At 50.3% G+C, this 16,961-nt stretch carries 17 protein-coding genes and 1 pseudogene; 1 reads left to right on the plus strand and 17 read right to left on the minus strand.

The window, feature by feature from the left end:
• Positions 1–1,085 precede the first annotated feature (1,085 nt).
• From ABLV66_RS25680 to traM, 17 genes and pseudogenes are all read right to left on the minus strand, one after another.
• Positions 1,086–1,502, minus strand: a complete 417-nt coding sequence (locus ABLV66_RS25680; RefSeq protein ID WP_348876296.1) for a helix-turn-helix domain-containing protein — start codon at positions 1,500–1,502, stop codon at positions 1,086–1,088.
• Complete coding sequence (locus ABLV66_RS25685) at positions 1,499–1,810, minus strand: type II toxin-antitoxin system HigB family toxin (RefSeq protein WP_045379379.1); 312 nt, start codon at positions 1,808–1,810, stop codon at positions 1,499–1,501. Before ABLV66_RS25685 ends, ABLV66_RS25680 begins: the two co-directional genes overlap by 4 nt.
• 197 nt (positions 1,811–2,007) lie before the next feature.
• A pseudogene (locus ABLV66_RS25690) lies at positions 2,008–2,324 on the minus strand (helix-turn-helix domain-containing protein).
• Between the two features lie 144 nt (positions 2,325–2,468).
• The gene (gene repA, locus ABLV66_RS25695) at positions 2,469–3,347 is read right to left on the minus strand and encodes a plasmid replication initiator RepA (RefSeq protein WP_348876297.1); all 879 of its coding nucleotides are present in this window, start codon (positions 3,345–3,347) and stop codon (positions 2,469–2,471) included.
• Between the two features lie 205 nt (positions 3,348–3,552).
• The gene (locus tag ABLV66_RS25700) at positions 3,553–4,089 is read right to left on the minus strand and encodes a phospholipase D family nuclease (RefSeq protein WP_348876298.1); all 537 of its coding nucleotides are present in this window, start codon (positions 4,087–4,089) and stop codon (positions 3,553–3,555) included.
• A gap of 3 nt (positions 4,090–4,092) precedes the next feature.
• Positions 4,093–4,881, minus strand: coding sequence for a DsbA family protein (locus ABLV66_RS25705; protein WP_348876299.1), 789 nt, complete (start codon positions 4,879–4,881; stop codon positions 4,093–4,095).
• A 118-nt stretch (positions 4,882–4,999) separates the two neighbouring features.
• Entirely contained in the window at positions 5,000–5,575 is a 576-nt protein-coding gene (locus tag ABLV66_RS25710) for a fertility inhibition protein FinO (protein WP_348876300.1), read from the minus strand.
• A 77-nt stretch (positions 5,576–5,652) separates the two neighbouring features.
• Positions 5,653–6,375 carry a type-F conjugative transfer system pilin acetylase TraX gene (gene traX, locus ABLV66_RS25715; protein ID WP_125995395.1) on the minus strand — a complete coding sequence of 241 codons (723 nt, stop codon included), beginning with the start codon at positions 6,373–6,375 and terminating at the stop codon, positions 5,653–5,655.
• An 80-nt stretch (positions 6,376–6,455) separates the two neighbouring features.
• On the minus strand, positions 6,456–11,714 hold the full coding sequence (gene traI, locus ABLV66_RS25720) for a conjugative transfer relaxase/helicase TraI (protein WP_348876301.1): 5,259 nt from the start codon (positions 11,712–11,714) through the stop codon (positions 6,456–6,458).
• Positions 11,714–12,454 (minus strand): type-F conjugative transfer system secretin TraK, encoded by a 741-nt coding sequence (gene traK / locus ABLV66_RS25725; RefSeq protein ID WP_410789535.1) that lies wholly within the window; start codon positions 12,452–12,454, stop codon positions 11,714–11,716. Before traK ends, traI begins: the two co-directional genes overlap by 1 nt.
• A complete protein-coding gene (gene traE, locus ABLV66_RS25730) occupies positions 12,441–13,007 on the minus strand; it encodes a type IV conjugative transfer system protein TraE (RefSeq protein WP_348876302.1) in 567 nt (188 codons plus the stop codon). The genes traK and traE overlap by 14 nt, the downstream gene beginning before the upstream one ends.
• A gap of 18 nt (positions 13,008–13,025) precedes the next feature.
• Positions 13,026–13,331, minus strand: a complete 306-nt coding sequence (gene traL / locus ABLV66_RS25735) for a type IV conjugative transfer system protein TraL (protein ID WP_024191986.1) — start codon at positions 13,329–13,331, stop codon at positions 13,026–13,028.
• A 13-nt stretch (positions 13,332–13,344) separates the two neighbouring features.
• Complete coding sequence (gene traA, locus ABLV66_RS25740; RefSeq protein WP_348876304.1) at positions 13,345–13,713, minus strand: type IV conjugative transfer system pilin TraA; 369 nt, start codon at positions 13,711–13,713, stop codon at positions 13,345–13,347.
• Between the two features lie 77 nt (positions 13,714–13,790).
• Positions 13,791–14,159, minus strand: a complete 369-nt coding sequence (traA, locus tag ABLV66_RS25745; protein ID WP_348876305.1) for a type IV conjugative transfer system pilin TraA — start codon at positions 14,157–14,159, stop codon at positions 13,791–13,793.
• Between the two features lie 77 nt (positions 14,160–14,236).
• Positions 14,237–14,440, minus strand: a complete 204-nt coding sequence (locus ABLV66_RS25750; protein ID WP_072205631.1) for a TraY domain-containing protein — start codon at positions 14,438–14,440, stop codon at positions 14,237–14,239.
• A gap of 135 nt (positions 14,441–14,575) precedes the next feature.
• The gene (locus tag ABLV66_RS25755) at positions 14,576–15,265 is read right to left on the minus strand and encodes a helix-turn-helix domain-containing protein (RefSeq protein WP_348876306.1); all 690 of its coding nucleotides are present in this window, start codon (positions 15,263–15,265) and stop codon (positions 14,576–14,578) included.
• 219 nt (positions 15,266–15,484) lie between these two features.
• On the minus strand, positions 15,485–15,871 hold the full coding sequence (gene traM / locus ABLV66_RS25760; RefSeq protein WP_348876307.1) for a conjugal transfer relaxosome DNA-binding protein TraM: 387 nt from the start codon (positions 15,869–15,871) through the stop codon (positions 15,485–15,487).
• Between the two features lie 423 nt (positions 15,872–16,294).
• On the opposite strand from traM, the gene ABLV66_RS25765 reads away from it, so the two are divergent.
• Complete coding sequence (locus tag ABLV66_RS25765) at positions 16,295–16,780, plus strand: transglycosylase SLT domain-containing protein (RefSeq protein ID WP_348876309.1); 486 nt, start codon at positions 16,295–16,297, stop codon at positions 16,778–16,780.
• Positions 16,781–16,961: the final 181 nt, after the last annotated feature.

Here is a 16,961-nt window from a genome sequence, read left to right on the forward strand (position 1 = left end):
TAATTCATTTACTGAAAAACGTCAGTGACTTGACCGACATTAATAAATGGGGTAATGGGATGGGCATATTATTTAAATATGTCACAAATACCATAACGCCCCATTTCTAGGAGAAAATGTTCTCTGTAATTTTTAGGGCTTCATTAGAGTTTCCCTCATAAGAAACTCGTAACTCGATGGAATCTGATGCCTTACGCAACGCAACTTCAATATCCATGTTATGAATGCCGCGTCAGCGGCATGGAGGCGCCAGCAGTTGTTGAATGGAGTACCGTAGGATAATGGCGCCGAGGCCCGGCGTAGCCGGCTCCGGTTTGATAGATTCTGCCAATCGCTATCCCCCTCCTGTTAAGCCATACCCACGTATAACGCTTTTGGAGCTGCTGTACGCGGTCGGAGTGAGCTCGTCGAGGGCTTAACCCGAAGACGGGCTGTATCTCCGCGCTAGCGCCGTTCAGGCGCTTACGAGCGTGTATTCAGGAACTCACCGCAGCTCCCCCCAGCGATGAAAAGAGTAGTTACAACACCCATCATTAAAAGCGATGTCTTTCCCCGGCCTACGGCCGGGGGCGGCGGCGCTTTTCAGTGGTGGGCTGGGCTAAGCTGTTGCCGCTGTGCACGGGACGCAATGGTGGTTTGGGAGGGGCTGTATGTTTCAGTAACTACTGAGAGCATTCAGGTGGGGAACGTAATTAATACATATGAATGTTGTAACTACTCTTATCCCCGGTACTGCGTATGAACAGGTAATCTTTTTAAAAGAATGTAGTTACAGGTAGTTTAAAAGAATACTTGCAGCCTGGCTGGGCTGCGGTTAGCAGCTAACTTATCAGGTCTCTTGCAGTTAAGCGGGGATAATAAATACGCATTAAACAGGAAGACGCAATCAGATATGTGTTGGATGCAACATCCCCTTCCAGTCCCTTAAGGCTTCATGTTTCTTCACCCTATAGCCTCGACATGACTGTATACCGGTGAGCAAGTTAACGAAAAACAGGCTCCACTTTGAGAGTCCACTCTGCCGGGTAAACTATATGCCTGAATTACCGGTGGACATCCTTTCGGAATGACCAGTTATCAATGTCTTAAAGAAACCATTCAGCTTTAACACCAAAACGTGCGGAAAGCGCCTTAATATGAGCAATTGTCAATGAGCGTTGCCCGGACAAGATCTGACTTACCAGCGACTTTGACCCAATCTCCTCTTTCAGGTCAGAGTATGACAGTTTATGTTGATCGATAATCGTACGCAGCAATGCTACACCAACTGGCATTTCAGCAATGGAATTGTTGAAATCGGCAAAAGATTCACAGTTGTCCTCATACTCAGAAATTTTACTGGAAAGGAAATCAATCAGCGGGTTTTCATCATCATTTTCAATTAGATAATCCACCAGTGCCAGAGCATCACGGTAATCAGTTTCGGTGGCACTGCCCCCCAGAAAAGGTACTGCGGCTACCAGTTCTTTAGTTGCTTCGATAGCTTTCGTTGTAGCAATCATTCTTTGTTCTCCCTGTAATAGCGGGTCAATTTATCGTACTCAGCATGAGTGGTAATATGCTTTACGTAAAATCGCTTATTTACAAAATTAATATAAGCAATTACACGTAAATTATTGCCACCGACATCCAGAACCCACCATTTGTTTCTGTACTTAAAGTTATCAAGGCTCGGAAACACTGACCTCAGTTCAACTGGTGAAGCGAAATCCTTTTCTCGCACAAGACGATACAAAGCTTTAAGCGCTACGGCATCATTTGGAAACCGTCTCGTAGCTTCTTCAAAAGGTTCTTTAGATATGACATGCATTGCGCGTCCAGTTCTTAAGTTTGCATTTTGTAAACACTCTAACAAACCACACTTTTGTTCACAAGATGTAAACGATAAAAATTACTCCTGATTCGAGTGATCGTGACTTCACTCAAGCCTGAACGCGGGGGCAACCAAAAGAAAGAGCTATAACTGATACGACGAGCACCTCGCCCACCCTACTGGCGTTCCTGGCACTATTCCTTTTTAAATTTCTTATTTCTTATGCGCTTTCGGGTTAACGTGGACTCATATCGGCGGAAATCGTCCAGACTCTCAACTTTTGGTTTGAACAGTGATTCCAGCTCATCCGTCCGCCCAAGGACCATGGCTACACGAACAATATTCTCAAAACCGGTATTTTTCCCTGACTCCAGGTTGGATAGCGTGGTCACACCAATACCCGCCCGCTTTGCCAGCTCGGTCTGAGTCATCTGTTGGTTGATTCTTTGCGTAACTGGTCGCACAGAAGTGAGACTATCTCATCTGGTTTCGTTAGTGATAAATCCAGCATATTGTGTTTTATCTCTTATAAACCAACATAAGCCACATTATAATGGAATTATACCGCATGCACTCACAACGGTAAAAAAGTGGTAGTAGAGCGGGTTAAAGTGGAAGTGATGCTCAGGTAATAAGCTTCGGCTGACAGGAATACTTATCGAGTTAATTGTCCCTGTGATCGTACTGAAAGGCTACGTGCCAGCAACATCCTTTCCTTAACCCGGTTTTTTATTTCACTACGCAACGTGGAGAGGTCTGATACAAACAAGCCCTTCGCTATCTCCTGTGTAAGCTCCTTTCTGACACGTTCAGAAATCTCACGGAAAGTAAGTTGAGCCTCTTTACGGCCTTTATGCCTTTTCTCACCATATGCCTTACGCGTAAGCCTGTATTCTTTGAATCGTTTGCGAAATGCTTGCCAGGCAATGGTAATCAGTTCACAAAGATTTATACGGGGCTTTCCCCGCACCATACGCTGCAGATTCAGGTACTGAGCGCGACTTTTGCGAACGGATTCAAGTGTCTCTGGCGAAATCTCCAGTGCCTCGTACAGACGTGGGGTAAAAGTAATATCCGTCGGTAGATAACAACCTATCTCAGGATCATACTCCGTCCGGTAAGTTATCAACCCTAGTTCTTCCGCAAGATAACGCAAAGCGCGTGTAGCGCGGCATATCGACAAGGTCCCATTGCAGGATTCAGTGAGTAAACCACATTCAGAGGCAAGTGTCGTCATAGTTACATTAACCCTGTTTGCCAGTGGATCATAATGGAAACAGAGTCCCTGAAGTAATGCGTCAATAGCGCGTCGCCTCAGTACGGGTGGTTTTCTTTTGCGGATACCATTAGCTCTGGTTGCTGCTACCAAAACGGAAAAGATAAAGGTATCCGTAAACCCCGACACTTTGGACATCAGTTTTTTATTAAACGGTAGCGTACGCTTGGGTGTCTGTGTTCCCTTCTTACAAGGTACGGTAAAAACCGGGAAAGGGTTATGAACCTGTACATAGTTTGAGCGGAGAACCTTAACCATTCGCCAGTCCTCCCTTGCCAGACACCACGTGCTCAATAATCAACCAATACTCTTGTAATACCTTCTCCATGGGGGTAGTCTCCATATGTTGTGTTCATAAACAACAGCATGCAACCCCGCTTATTTTTCCTGGTAGAAAAGTGGTAAGCGGGGTTTTTTATTTGCATGTTTAATCATTTAAAATTATTCGACGATGAAAAGTCAGTCAGTATTCGGGCACCCAGAAGGTTCCAGTGTCCCATCTGGACTGCCAGTGCTGTAGATAGGTATCGGCCAGCGATGGATAATCCCTGATAACCAGAACATTTTCGGAGTTACTGCGAGCCGCCGCCCTGCTGAAGTTGAACGAGCCTGTTTCGACGTTACGGCCATCAGTAATGATGACTTTGTCATGCATGATTTTGAACTGGCTGATGGTACGTACCGGGATGCCGGCATTCACCAGCAGATTCATTGCCGCCACACCGGCACTGCCTTTTGTACTGTTCGCTTTCCAGTCAAGAACAGCCTTCACATCCACCCCACGCTGTTTTGCCTGAATCAGCGCGCGCGTGACCTCCGGCGATGTAAAGCTGTACCCCATCAGACGAATACTTTCCTGTGCGGTATCGATAGTATTCAGCACCAGCTGCAGCGCAGAACCCTCGGGTGAAAATCCTGCCTGTACCGTTGGCTGAGCGACTGCACCACCTGAAACCATTAAACAGACCGCCAGGAATCCAGACAGTGTTGAACGTTTCATTCTTTATTTCCCCTGCGCTTTATTAATCGCCTGCTGGATATTTTCAGCCTCAGTCATTCCAGCGAAAACTGTCGTATTATCTTCTGTTGCCCCCTTAGCGGGCATGATGACAATGCCTGGTGTTCCGGTTAAACCAATAGTGGTGGCAATATCATTGATATCGGTCAGCGTGGAATTAATTTCATCAATCGTGTTTTTACTGAATTTTATATTTTCTGAATATTTCCCGATAGCATCCTGGGTTAGTTTTCCTTCATTAAGCCCGGAGCTATAAATGCCATTGTGATATTTGAGGTAAGCCTTCTCGCCTTTTTCTTTCCAGACCTGCAACCCGGTTTTTGCTGCCAGTAAAGATTCTGGCCAGCGACTGCCAAACACCGGCCACTCCATGAAGTAGTAGCGCACGTTCGTGTTAGCTTTCATGACCTTCTCCAGCTCAGGCGCCAGCCGACTGCACCAGATACACTGATAATCAAAGAACTCGACCACCATGACAGAACCACCTTGTGCTCCCCAGGAGGGGATACGCTTATCCGCCATTATCCGGGCCTGTTGTGCAATAGCGGCCGATTTTAATTCCCGAGCCTGTTTTTCCTGCTGTTTCTGCTGTAACGACTCACTCATCCGGATAAGAATATCCGGATGGGCACGCATATAATCTGCAGCTATTTCGCCAATCCGCTTTTCCTGCCCGGGAGTAAATTCAGAACTTGTGTCGCTCGCAAATGACGGTAAGGAATTAAATAACATGGCGGTAATAAGCGGAGCTGCTAAAACAGTTTTAAGCTTCATAAATATCCTTTTCAATGACAAGGTTTAACGTGCAGATATTATCACTCTGCCCGCGTATTCAATTACGCGGGCAGAGTTAAAAAGGGAATACAGATTAAATAAAAGGAATTAATACGATTTAAATGATTTCATTCTGAATTCTGGCCTGTTGCTGTCGCTGTTTTTCCAGACGTAGCTGAGCATACTTTTCTTCATCCGGGGTCACGACACTCACCGGGTTACCGTGTAAGTCAACGCGTTCAGCACCGGCGATCATCGATGACAGATAGCGTTCAGACCGCGTAATACTTTTCAGGCATTTAATAACCTGTTTATGGGACAACGGTATTCCCCGTGTGGCCATATCATCAAAAAAGGCCTCCCGGATGCCGGTGGCCAGCAGGCGGGGTGCGTCTCCCTCAAACAGCGCAGGCCACCACACCTTCAGCGTATCGGTCGCATCCTGCAGCGCCGGCAGGCGAAGGTAACGAACCGGACGGACGGCCTTTTCTGGGATCACCGGCGCAGGGTCGGGAGGTGCCACCGGTTCCATTTTCCGGGCCAGTTTCTCTTTCTTCACTTTCCAGGCCGGCGGCGTGGTCACATTCACCACCTGCTTACGGCGGACAACACGGACTGTATCAGCGCCAGTTTCCTGTGTTTTCGCACCCGGTTTACGCTTCAGGCTGAGGGTGGGGCGTTTATCTTCCGTCATAGGTTAAGGTATTCCTGCAGTTAAGGCTGAACGTATAAGATATGCCAGGTTGCCTGTCGGATCATCCTTCTGTCCCGTCACCCGGCCAGAATACCGAGCACCGCAAGGTGAATGGTGTAAAACAGGACAAAAAAATGCGCTGGCCAGAATCGCTTTACCTGTTTCCCGATATCCGAGCAGACGCCCACGACCAGAAGGGCAATCGCCAGCCCCGCCACGGCCTGCCCGGCATCATGGATATTCATCAGCAACACCATGACCGCCCAGAGTAAAGCATAGCCCGTTCTTTCCACCGGCTCTGTGGCACGACAAAGCCGGTAACTGTTGATCAGCATGAATACCCCCGCCAGACCGTAGCTGTCAGTGGAGAGCGGCAACCAGGCCACCACTATCGCGATCGCCAGCAGCATATCGTTACGGCTTCTCAGGCTGAACCAGCGCATCGCCTGTCCGGTAACGGCGAACGTAAAGAGGATATTCCCCATATACCAGGGATACCCCACCAGAATAAATGACCCCTGCGCTATCAGTGCCCAGCACCAGAGCTGGTTCAGCTGTGACTGGCGAACGGCAGCGTGCCGGGCCAGGTTCATTCCCCAGACAAGCCCGAACAGCGGAAAGCAACCGCGGCCCAGCAGTCTCATGACTTCATTGTTTCCTGCCAGCAGAAGACCGGTATGGTCAATCACCATCAGTACCAGAGCGACGGTTTTAATCATATCCGTCTGTCCGGGAGTCCAGGTCAACAGGCGTTGCAGCCAGCTGTCCGTCATGCTGAGAAAGGTACCCTGTGCTCTCATATCCTGTTCCTTTTTAGCGCTCCGGCAGGTTTCCCGATTTTAATCGGGCAGCATGCCGGAGCAGACAAGCCGCAGGCGCGTCAGTCGCCCCCGGGTGTTTTTTCCCGGGTCAGATCCCGGACCATATCCCGTTCAATTTGCTGCAATCTGTCCTGCTGCTGATTATCGGCCACCACTTTCTGAACAGCCTCATTTCTGAGACGGTTTTCCGGTTCATCCGGAAGCTGGAATCGTTCATGCTGCCCCTTCTGTCGATCCAGACCGCGAACCACATCCGTGATAATGTCCTTGATCTGCTCACCCACTTCGTCCTGTTTACGCTTTTCACCGGTCAGTTCACGCGCGGTTTCCTGTGCCTGCTTTTCAATCTGCTGGCGTTGCAGTTCTTCCGCCGTTTTTTGAGCAAGCAGGTCAGGTGGTAGCGGAATATTCACCCCGCTATCCCCCGTAACCACGCCGTCTGTATCGCCCCAGACACGGCCTCCGGTGATGGCACCAGGGTTCCATGGACGGTCATCGCCGGCAAGGCGCACTATCACGCCACTGTCCGGATTATCCCGGGCAATTCTGACGCCCTCTCCCATGTTCCCGGCGAGCAGGCTTTCCCCATTCCGGCTCCCCTGCAGGGCGACAAAACGGGCCTCTTCATTCCCCATAACCCGCCCTTCACCACCGATAGCCTGCAGTCGCCCATCCTTATCCGTCAGTGGGCTCAGCCATATCCCGGCGGATTTTCCATTACGGTCAAATGCAGGTAACGCGACATGCGGTAACGGATACTTTTTCCCTGGGGAGATAAATTTCCCGGTGGACTGCCCGCGGGCGATACCTGATTGTTGCAGTGCTGCACGTCCGGCCGGACTCTCCGTCAGGGGAATCGCGCGACCAAACAGCTGCTCTGCGCTTTTAACAGCGCGATCGTTAAGAGGCTCCAGAACATCATGCGCGCTGGCTTTCTCCTGCGAACGGCTGACCGCCGTGGTCCAGCCCTCCCGGTTGTCGGTGTAGACCTGAGCATGCTGTTTCATACGGGAGAGCGCCACATAGGCCGACTCAAAGCTGACCATCGCTTTCCGGCTGCCTTCCACACCTTCCAGCGCGATGGCGAAAGGTTCACTGGCCCCTTGTGCGCCGTGCGCGGTGATGGCGTAGGCAAGGTCAATGTGTCGCTGCGCCTCATCCGTCTTTGGGGTCAGCGTGCGGGTGCTTTTACCATCAGACACCGTGACACTGTCACCTGATATTATTTTCACCTCCCACACACTGTTGGCGACATAGCCGCGCTCAGGGTCGCTCTTGCTGAAACGCATCCGGTCACCCTGTGAGACGGTGATGGTCTCCTCGCGGTAGAGCGTGACACCCTCCGCTGAGGCCTCCCGGGGAGAGAGAAGCCGGGTATTTCCCTCGCTGTCCTTCAGGGTAATCAGCTGGTTTTCATTATCGACGCTGTCGATTCGGTGGTAGGTATTATCGAGAAGGGCCACTGAGCCCTGATGCTCTGACCAGGTGGACAGCTTACGCAACTCGCCGTCACGGATGTTGCCCGGGACCAGTACCGGCAGGGTCACCTCCTCTTTACTGACCTCGCCGTTCTGTATCCGGGCATCATGGATGAGCTCGTTCAGTGCGCGGCGGTCGGCGTTCAGATGCGTGATAATCAGCGTATTCGCCTGCGCCTCCGGGGTACGCCCGGTGTAGTCCTTCACAATCGCGTCGTGGAGGGACACTGGCATGCCAGGCGGTATTTCCTTACCCTCTTTCAGCGTATCCTGTATCGTTTTTTCCTGAGCGGGAGTAAATTCCACCACGGAATTTTCCGGTATCCAGGCTCCGTCCTTTCTGGGTACCTGCTCCGGCGTGACCTGTTCTATGGTGGACAGCGCGCGGCTGACATCCCGGTCAATGAGGCTGTAGACCGCCGGTCGCAGTTCCGGGACCTGGCGCACAATCTCTTTCATGATGGCCACATCAGCCGCGCTGCGTTGCTGCATCAGCCTGAACGGCTGCCCGGGAGAGATGGACTGCAGCTGGTCGGTATCCCCGCTGAGTACGGCGCGGCCTCCCCCGGCCGCAATCAGGGAGAGGGCTTTCGCGGTATCTGCCAGCCCCACCATCGAGCTCTCATCGAGCAGGAACAGCGTGTTGCTGAAATTCTGCGTCTGACCGTTGCGCTGCTGCAGCTGCGTGTCATGCAGGAATGAGGCGGTCGTCTGCGCATCCACACCGGCACTCTGCATCTCGCCCACGGCGCGGTGTGTCGGTCCCAGACCGATGACGCGCGGGCGGGTCTCTTCCGGCAACAGGCTGATAGCACTCATTACCGCCCGGAACTGCGTGGTTTTCCCCACCCCGGCATAACCCTGCACCACCGTAAACCGATCAGGCGTCTCCAGTATCATCCGGGTTGCCGCCCGCTGTCCGGCGGTCAAATCTGTCATGAGGCTGCCCGGCACCCGGTCCATTAACGGTGCCACCGCGCCCTTACCTTCCAGCACACGAGTCAGGACGCTTTTCTCCGCATCCCAGGTCAGGCGGGAAATCAGCAGATCATTGCCGTGTCCGGGAGCCACCGGTACATTCAGCAGATTGCCTGCCTTAATCTGAGCCTGAATGGTCGAGTCTATCTCCTTCATCGGAACCTTACCCCCGCTGGTTTCCAGCGCTGTGGCCAGCAACTGCGGCCGGGTAAAGGTCAGACTGTTGCTCTCCAGCAGCGGAACGGAGAGGTGAAGGGCCTGCTCTGCCGGGGTATGCAGCCCGGCTTTCTGCTGTGCGAGGGCCGCCTCCAGGTCTGCTTCTCCCGAGCGGGCTTTCAACTGCTCTGAGACCACGCTGAACGCGGTGTGCCGCGCCAGCTTCTCTGTGGTGCGGGCAGCATCCTGTGCGGAGTACAGCCGGATATGGCTTCCACTCTGTGCCAGTTGGTTGAGGGTGGCGTTGTCGAGTTCACGTTGCGTGACGGAGGCAAAGACTGTCGCCGTTTCGCTGACCGACCGGCCGGGACTCTCCACCCACCCATACCCGACCTTGATGCCGTCAAACGGACTGCTGCCGACAGAAAGCGTCTGGGTGGTTTTCTGCCCGGGACGCTGAACCGTCAGCTGCCCGGACTCCGCTTTCAGCACCGTGACGCTTTCCCCGCCCTTCAGGCGAGTGTCGGGTATCTTCCCGAGCACCGACAGGCGCTCACCCTCTGCTACCGCCAGTTTATCCGTGCGAAACAGTGTCCACTGGCTGTCGACAGCGGAGACTTTGAGGTTCATACGCTCACCCTCACGGTCTTTCAGGGTCAGCATATTGCTGCTGGCCGTCACCCGGTCAATGACAAAGCGATCATGTTTCCGGGTCTCCGGGTCCCACCGCTCCATCACCATTCCTTCCCGGTAGTAGTCACGCACGCCCCGGCTTTTACTGTCCAGCCATACCGGCGTCAGCGCGGTCACCATCATGTCCCGGTTGCCGAGCGCCCCCTCATTTTTGAGGGTGTCGCGGATAACGTTGCTCAGGACATTCTGCTCACGCGTGCCGCTGATTTGCGCCACGCTCTCCTGCCCTTCACGCACACTGGCGGCAAACTCCTGTGCCAGCCGGCTGTAGCGCGCACTCTTGTCCGGCTCACTGATGATGTCTACCGTCGCCTGTTTTCCGCCCTTCCACCGGTAGGTGTTCACGCCGCTGTCCTTCATGACCGACAGCGCGCTCCCGGTTCCGCTGCGCTTGCCGCTGTCGGACAGCAGGACCTGCACGTTATGGCGCATGGCGCCATCGAGCAGGGAAATCGTCTCCTTCAGGCTCAGCTTCTCCGCCTGGTCCACAATAAGCGTCCCGCCCGGGATAAACGCCGTCCCGTCCTGCAGGGCGGATTTGCCTGTGACGGTTTCTCCGGCCAGTCGCGCATCCCCGGCGAGAAACTCCCGCGAGCGGTTATCGGCAGCGAGGATATGCACGTCGCGCCCCTGTTCTCGGGCCATCAGCGTCAGTTCGGCCACCCGTTCCCGCTGGCCTGCCGCGCCGCCCTGACCGAACACAATCCCCATCGCCGGACGGTCCTGCGCCAGTACGCTGACCGCATCGCTGAAGGATTTTTCGCGCCCCACCCCCGCATCCGGCGTGACAGAGACGTGGTTCTGACGCTGTACCTCCTGGCTCAGCGCTTTCACGGAAAGCTCATCAAGGACGTGGATATTTGAGGTGAAGAGGCCTTTCTCGCGGTCGAGCGGGATAAGCTGCTCCCGTTCAATCGCCGCATCAATGCCCGTTCTGGCCAGTTCAAAGATGCCAGGCTTTGCCTCCAGCTGGCCAACTGTGCGCGCCAGCACATCGGCATAGGTAAACTGCACCTGACCAATACCATCAACAAAACCAGCTCCCCACGCCCAGCCGAGGATTTTTCCGTTACGCATCACGACTTCGCCTTTCACACCGTTTTTCCCCATAAAGGAAACGTGGCCTGAAATTGGCTGATCGATAGTCTTATCACCTTTGATGCAGCTGATATTTCGGGTACGGACAATCGCGCGCTCACTTGAAACGTCACCATAAGCTTCGAGGCCAACAAAACAGCCAGTCAGGTCATAAGTTTTGCTGTTAGGCATTTCCACACGGCCGACCAGACGAACCTGCATCGGAACCGTAGATTCATTACCGGTGACAGAGGCATTCGCATCCGCCCCTTCAATCAGAATGCTTTTCGCAAAACTACCTGAAGGAATGTACGGCAGTGTTTTTACCTTCTTACCTTTGTCATAACTGAATGTATGTCGTTGGATCTGGTTAGGGGCTGGTACAGGTTGATAACTGACCTGTGGCGCCGGTGTAGTCCCGTTACCCGGATAGAATGACGTGGGTGGTGGGACAGCACCTGCAGGTTGCGGCGGGAAATTCGCCGGTTGCGGCTCACCCTCCGGTCCCGGTGCAGGGATCGGTGGTTTCGGAACAGGCTCACCACTGGTCGTGGTCGGCTTCACACCCAGCTTGTTTAACTGGTCCTGCATTGCCTGGTTTTCCGTAGTGAGTTGCTCAATACGCTTCTGATCTTCACCGCGACCTTTATTCAACAGGTTCACTTCGTTCTGAAGTGCATCAAAACGCTTTGTCAGATCAGCTGCTGTTGCCTGCATTTCAGTTGTCGCATGTTGCTGAACTTTGGTATCGAAACGACTGTCCACTACCCCCGTCATGTCCGGCGCAGGTTCGTTCTGCGTCTGGGCGGCATCATCGGAACCAACCTCGAGATCAGAGAGATACATACCGCCACCGATAACGGCGACAGCAGATACGGCGATGACACCCAGCCACATAAACTGTTTTTTCTTGACCAGCTTATTAATGTTGGCCATCAGCGATCTCCCTCTGCTGTGGTGACCCAGACCTGCAGGCGTCCGCCACTCAACAGGGGACCCGCTGTCCCGCTGATCATGATGGCGCGCGTACCTGTCTGCCAGAAATCACTTTCTTTGACCATACGTGGAGAAAGCGACACGTTATCCACGGCATAACGAACCACTTTCAGGTGATGCCCTGTCCACACTTTTTCTGCCTTTGCACTCAGCCCTGCCGGAACGGTTAAGGTTTCGGACGTGACAGGAACGGGCTGGTACCCTTCAGGCATTCCACCCTGACGAACGGCACGATTCAGTGATACCAGGAAGCTTTCATACGGTGAAGACTCTTCCCAGGACTTCGCCGGGCCGGGAGTACCAACCAGCTCGGAGACCAGCTGAATGGTCCGGCCTGCCCCCGCGCGCGGAACGGCACGAATTGAGAAATTCAGTCCGCGTTCTGTCTCAACAATGAAAGTGAATGGTTTTTTACTGACGGTTGCCAGGATGGCTCCGCCACTATCTGTTTGCTCCTGGTTCGTCAGACCGCCATCCAGACTGTTAATGGCGGTGATGCGATCGCCCGGAACCATAAACAGATTAGGATCCGTGTTGCTGACAGCGATGTTTGCCTGACCACCATTTGTCAGTGGTACCACTGTGGGTGCAAGCGTTCCGCTTACTGTGGCAGACATTGCCGGTGTCATCAGACAAAGGCTCAGGCAGGCGGATACACACAGGGATTTAACGATTTTCATCAGTCACCTCTCCAAAACGTGTCAGCCAGCTGATCCCATCTAAACGGTTAAACTGAATAACATAATGTTTAATTTCTGAATAAGGCCTGGAATCCCCGATCCAGGTCTTCAGTTCCCCTCGAATTTCAACCCGGTTTTCTACCGGGTAGGCACGGACAAACGTCCAGTAAAAACTGGAATTAACGTTATTGTCCTTAATCCGTTTTGCATCCTCAGCAAGCTGAATTTTCAGGTTGTTCTGCGATGCCGGATACACATACTTCAGCAGTTGTTCGTGTTGAGCATCCACGGTTTCAGGGGTGACATTCAGGCGCAATGAAACAAAACTCAGGCCCATCTGTTCCAGATAGGAGGCATCAGACTGGTTCTGTGATACCGCGAATGGGGCGTTATATAACATGGGCGTCACCGCAACCTTCTGCTCGTTCTGCAGGCGGTAGTTATTGATGCCCTGAATAACATTGGTGGCCAGGCTCAGTACGATGACGGTACCGAGACAGATAAACCCCAGACCAATGACACGGGTGGTACTGAGACGTGCGCCGTGTTCCATGTGAGTTACTCCGTACTATTATTTAATCCACTGCCGGAAACAGGAGTCCGGGACATCATGGAAAATCCCTTTAAGAAGGGACGTAGGCAGATACCAGTAGATCAAATCGCGTAACCAGGCACTGCCCCGCCCTTTTTTCAGTTTTTTGATGCCCAGGAAAACCAGAATTGCCGCTACCAGACCGAACAAAAACTTACTGGTCCAGAAACCCCAGCCGAGACAGATTACGGCCGGGATTAGTTCATCGAGATACAGACCGAACCAACGGGACTGGTTCGTCAATGTTTCCGGGAAACGGTACTTTTTGAGTTCGTCCCCGGTCATCATTCACGCCCTCTTAGTAACCAGCGACAGACATTCCGACGGTGACAAAAACCGACAGAATGGCGAAGCCGGCCAGGAACTTAACGTTTTTGGTCATCATGTACATGATGGCACCAACGATAACCTCCGCCAGGATCACCCACTTGATGACACTCGATCCTTTACCAAAGGTGGCTTTAACCGTACCGTCGCCTGTCTTCATCAGATCGGTACCGGTGGTGGTGGCCATCGCCACTTCAGGGAAAGCTGCCGCTAGAACTGCAACAGGGAGAACGGCTTTTGCCGCTTTCAGCATTCTGGTCTTGCTGAAGAGACGGGTACGCAGAGATGGCTTAACCCCCTTACTCATTTCAGCATTCTGAATGGATAACGCTGTAGTCATGTAAAAATCCTTCTTTAATAACGAGGTATTGCATCTGCCGGTGAACGGCAGACAGGAGAAAGCCTGCCGCAGGAAAATTAATATCCGGCAACAGACATGCCGACGGTAACGAATACCGACAAGATGGCAAAACCGGCCAGGAACTTAACGTTTTTGGTCATCATGTACATGATGGCGCCGACAATAACTTCCGCCAGGATTACCCATTTCACGACACTGGAACCTTTACCAAAAGTCGCTTTTACAGTGCCATCACCGGTCTTCATTAAATCCGATCCGGTGGTGGTGGCCATGGCAGCTTCCGGGAATACAGCTGCCAGAACGGCAAGCGGCAAAATTCCTTTAGCAGCTTTCAGCACATTCTTTTTATTAAAGATGCGCGAAAGAACAGGATTTTTGTTTTCAACAGCTACAGCGCTACTCTGCACAGTTAATACAGTATTCATGTTTATATCCAAAAATTTGAATGAATTTAAAGAACTGACGCAACCTGTTTTAACTAGCCTATTAATTTAAAAATAACTTATTGTGTTTGTTTTCCCTCCACGTTTTCAGAATTATAAAAGTCTGGAAATCTTTCCAAATGGTCTTTAAGGCGCATGTACGCTTCCGACGTTTTACTTCTCAGACTCCTGTCTTTTGCTTTAATCAAAAGACGATTTGTATCTTCATCCAGACGAAGAAGAACATTAAGCCCTGGTGCTGGCTTTGAATTGTTTCGGACCAATCTTGACAATCCTGCCTCCTATAAACACGTTAACATGGCGTAATTAATCCTTACATTGCGCGGTCATAAAGTAAACAAATAATGCAGGGGATATGAGTAAATTATTTTTACATCCCCCTACCGGAAATGTCCCTGTCACTTTAACAAATCAGCAACACAGAGCTTTAATATATCCATGACATTTATAGCCAGCCGGTGATAACTTACAGAATAAAATAGCGAAAGTATAAGATTATCTCTGCTATCAAAAGCAAACTTTTTATTAAAAGCACTCACAACGTTTCTTGATGTTTTTTCGGATACGCCTGTGATAGCAGAAATTTTTGAGTGTGTTAAACCTATGGCATACAAATTGAGTATTTTCCATTTTTCATCCTTCCTGGAAGACATACGGGAGATATATTTTTCAACATTATGGCCCATATTAGTATATGGATTAGAAATAAATCCAACATCGTGGGTTTCTCTGACAAAGACCCATTTACTGTAGAACTCATTATTAACTAATAAGCTTTCTATAAAAACATCCCATACGAAGCTATTGATGCGAACATCTCTAACAATGCAAGCAGAACATTCTGATAAAACATTAATCTCTGACTGTACCAACTCCATACCAGTTTCAAGTGGTAGGGAGGAAAACCATGAGTCAACATCCGTACATGTTAAGAAAACTTTGTTAAAAAGTGGACTGGTGTGAATTAACTCACCTCGGGAATTACGAATAAAAGCCAAAGACGATGAAATATTAAGCATTTCACATAGAGAATGAATGGAATCAGTTTGACTGGCAAACTGATTTTGACTACGATCCTTCGCACACATAGGCGCCTCCACTAAAGGACACTATGGATAGTTGGCGTCTGGGGGGGCAAACCCCAGGCGCTAACGCTTCAACAAATTTTAATCACTGCACTAATTCTATTTTATAACTCCTGACTCTCCGTGTCACTTCCAGCACCTAGATCATTATTCTTTTTTATTAACTTTAGACAGGCACAAATACTAAAGTTTATTAGTCCTCATCCAGAGGCTGGAAAAATCTTATTCCTCTTCATCCTGTGATGGGAAAAATCTTTCCACAACCTCTCTGGCATCGTCTCGTATATTCATAACCATTGATTTGAAATCAAAACGATCATCGCCATTTATATGTGGGCTAAGAGAATCCATCGCCAGTACTTTCGAAATAGTAAACTGAGTCTTAATAACATTCTCAAGCAATACTTTATTGAACTCTGTCTGGTTAAATCCGGATTCCTTCCGTTCCATCTGGGCTTCATAAACCCGGAGACCAAGTTCAAGGAGCATTGTAGCCACACTGGAAAAACTAATATCTTTTTCTTTCGCACCCTCAGCTCTTCTCTTTTCAACTATGGCATTGATTTTATCGACTACCTCATCACTGGGATATACCTGTACCCTAGCCATATAAACTCCTTTCTTAATATGGTGACAAGAACAATATTCGCCACAACGATATCGTGAACATTTAATTAAAACAACTCTAAATTTAAGTCTAGAGTTAAGGCAACTTGCAATACAACTCACTAAACAACTTAAGTCCCGACTTAAGTCTGGTTAACTCACTGATTTTTAATAGACGAGTTGTAGACGAGTTTTATATGACTCATACAAAACTCACCGAAAAGTCTTTGACGACTTGCATATATATAACAATATATAACACTGCATAATATAACTAACCATAACCAACTGAAATTAAAGAGCAATCTGCAAAATTCTAATTTTGCGTAGTGTGTGGTGATTTTTGTGGTGAGGAGTGCATATTTGTTGAGTCCGGATCTAGGATGGGTTAATGTATTTCCGGCAATTGACCTCGGAGGGAAAATCATGAAGGGAATGGCGCTGGCGATCACACTTTTATTATTTTCAGAGATTACTTCTGCTTCAGACTGTTTTGACATGGCTGGAAGGGATTACAGGATTGATCCAGATTTACTACGCGCAATTTCCTGGCAGGAGTCGCATTTTAAAATTGACGCAATCGGCCGCAATCCTGTCTCGGGTTATGGGTCGGGGCTTATGCAAATTGATTCACAACATTTCAACGAACTGTCTCGGTACGGAATTAAACCCAATCACCTTCTTACCGATGCATGCATGAATATCTATACCGGGGCTTATTATCTTGCGCAGGCGTTCAATAAGTGGGGCGTTTCATGGGTAGCAGTGGGGGCTTACAATGCCGGATTCAGAAAGACACCACGTCAGGCAGCCAGGCGCTATGAGTATGCAAAAAGAATCCACCGTTACTACTCAGCAATAAAAGCGAGCAGGAGTCAGCAAAAACAAGAGCAGCAAACAGCGATGAAATAATTTATTATTACTGCTGTCGTTTTTATTTTGAGCACAATACAATTATTTACCCGCTGTACTGTAGACGCAGAATGATACATCTACGTTCCTGAATTTTCTGATGAGCGTTCATTAATCGACAGTCGCCTCTTTACAGTGACGGAAAGTTATCCTCTCCCGTACAGAAAACCTGCTGAGTAAC

Origin of the sequence: Klebsiella sp. CN_Kp073, assembly GCF_040065495.2 — a bacterium.
Taxonomy (GTDB): domain Bacteria; phylum Pseudomonadota; class Gammaproteobacteria; order Enterobacterales; family Enterobacteriaceae; genus Klebsiella; species Klebsiella aerogenes.

Coding starts and splice junctions, on each gene's coding strand:
- ABLV66_RS25680 (WP_348876296.1), bottom strand. CDS start 1,502: ATGATTGCTACAACGAAAGCTATCGAAGCAACTAAAGAACTGGTAGCC.
- ABLV66_RS25685 (WP_045379379.1), bottom strand. CDS start 1,810: ATGCATGTCATATCTAAAGAACCTTTTGAAGAAGCTACGAGACGGTTT.
- repA (WP_348876297.1), bottom strand. CDS start 3,347: ATGGTTAAGGTTCTCCGCTCAAACTATGTACAGGTTCATAACCCTTTC.
- ABLV66_RS25700 (WP_348876298.1), bottom strand. CDS start 4,089: ATGAAACGTTCAACACTGTCTGGATTCCTGGCGGTCTGTTTAATGGTT.
- ABLV66_RS25705 (WP_348876299.1), bottom strand. CDS start 4,881: ATGAAGCTTAAAACTGTTTTAGCAGCTCCGCTTATTACCGCCATGTTA.
- ABLV66_RS25710 (WP_348876300.1), bottom strand. CDS start 5,575: ATGACGGAAGATAAACGCCCCACCCTCAGCCTGAAGCGTAAACCGGGT.
- traX (WP_125995395.1), bottom strand. CDS start 6,375: ATGAGAGCACAGGGTACCTTTCTCAGCATGACGGACAGCTGGCTGCAA.
- traI (WP_348876301.1), bottom strand. CDS start 11,714: ATGGCCAACATTAATAAGCTGGTCAAGAAAAAACAGTTTATGTGGCTG.
- traK (WP_410789535.1), bottom strand. CDS start 12,454: ATGAAAATCGTTAAATCCCTGTGTGTATCCGCCTGCCTGAGCCTTTGT.
- traE (WP_348876302.1), bottom strand. CDS start 13,007: ATGGAACACGGCGCACGTCTCAGTACCACCCGTGTCATTGGTCTGGGG.
- traL (WP_024191986.1), bottom strand. CDS start 13,331: ATGACCGGGGACGAACTCAAAAAGTACCGTTTCCCGGAAACATTGACG.
- traA (WP_348876304.1), bottom strand. CDS start 13,713: ATGACTACAGCGTTATCCATTCAGAATGCTGAAATGAGTAAGGGGGTT.
- traA (WP_348876305.1), bottom strand. CDS start 14,159: ATGAATACTGTATTAACTGTGCAGAGTAGCGCTGTAGCTGTTGAAAAC.
- ABLV66_RS25755 (WP_348876306.1), bottom strand. CDS start 15,265: ATGTGTGCGAAGGATCGTAGTCAAAATCAGTTTGCCAGTCAAACTGAT.
- traM (WP_348876307.1), bottom strand. CDS start 15,871: ATGGCTAGGGTACAGGTATATCCCAGTGATGAGGTAGTCGATAAAATC.
- ABLV66_RS25765 (WP_348876309.1), top strand. CDS start 16,295: ATGAAGGGAATGGCGCTGGCGATCACACTTTTATTATTTTCAGAGATT.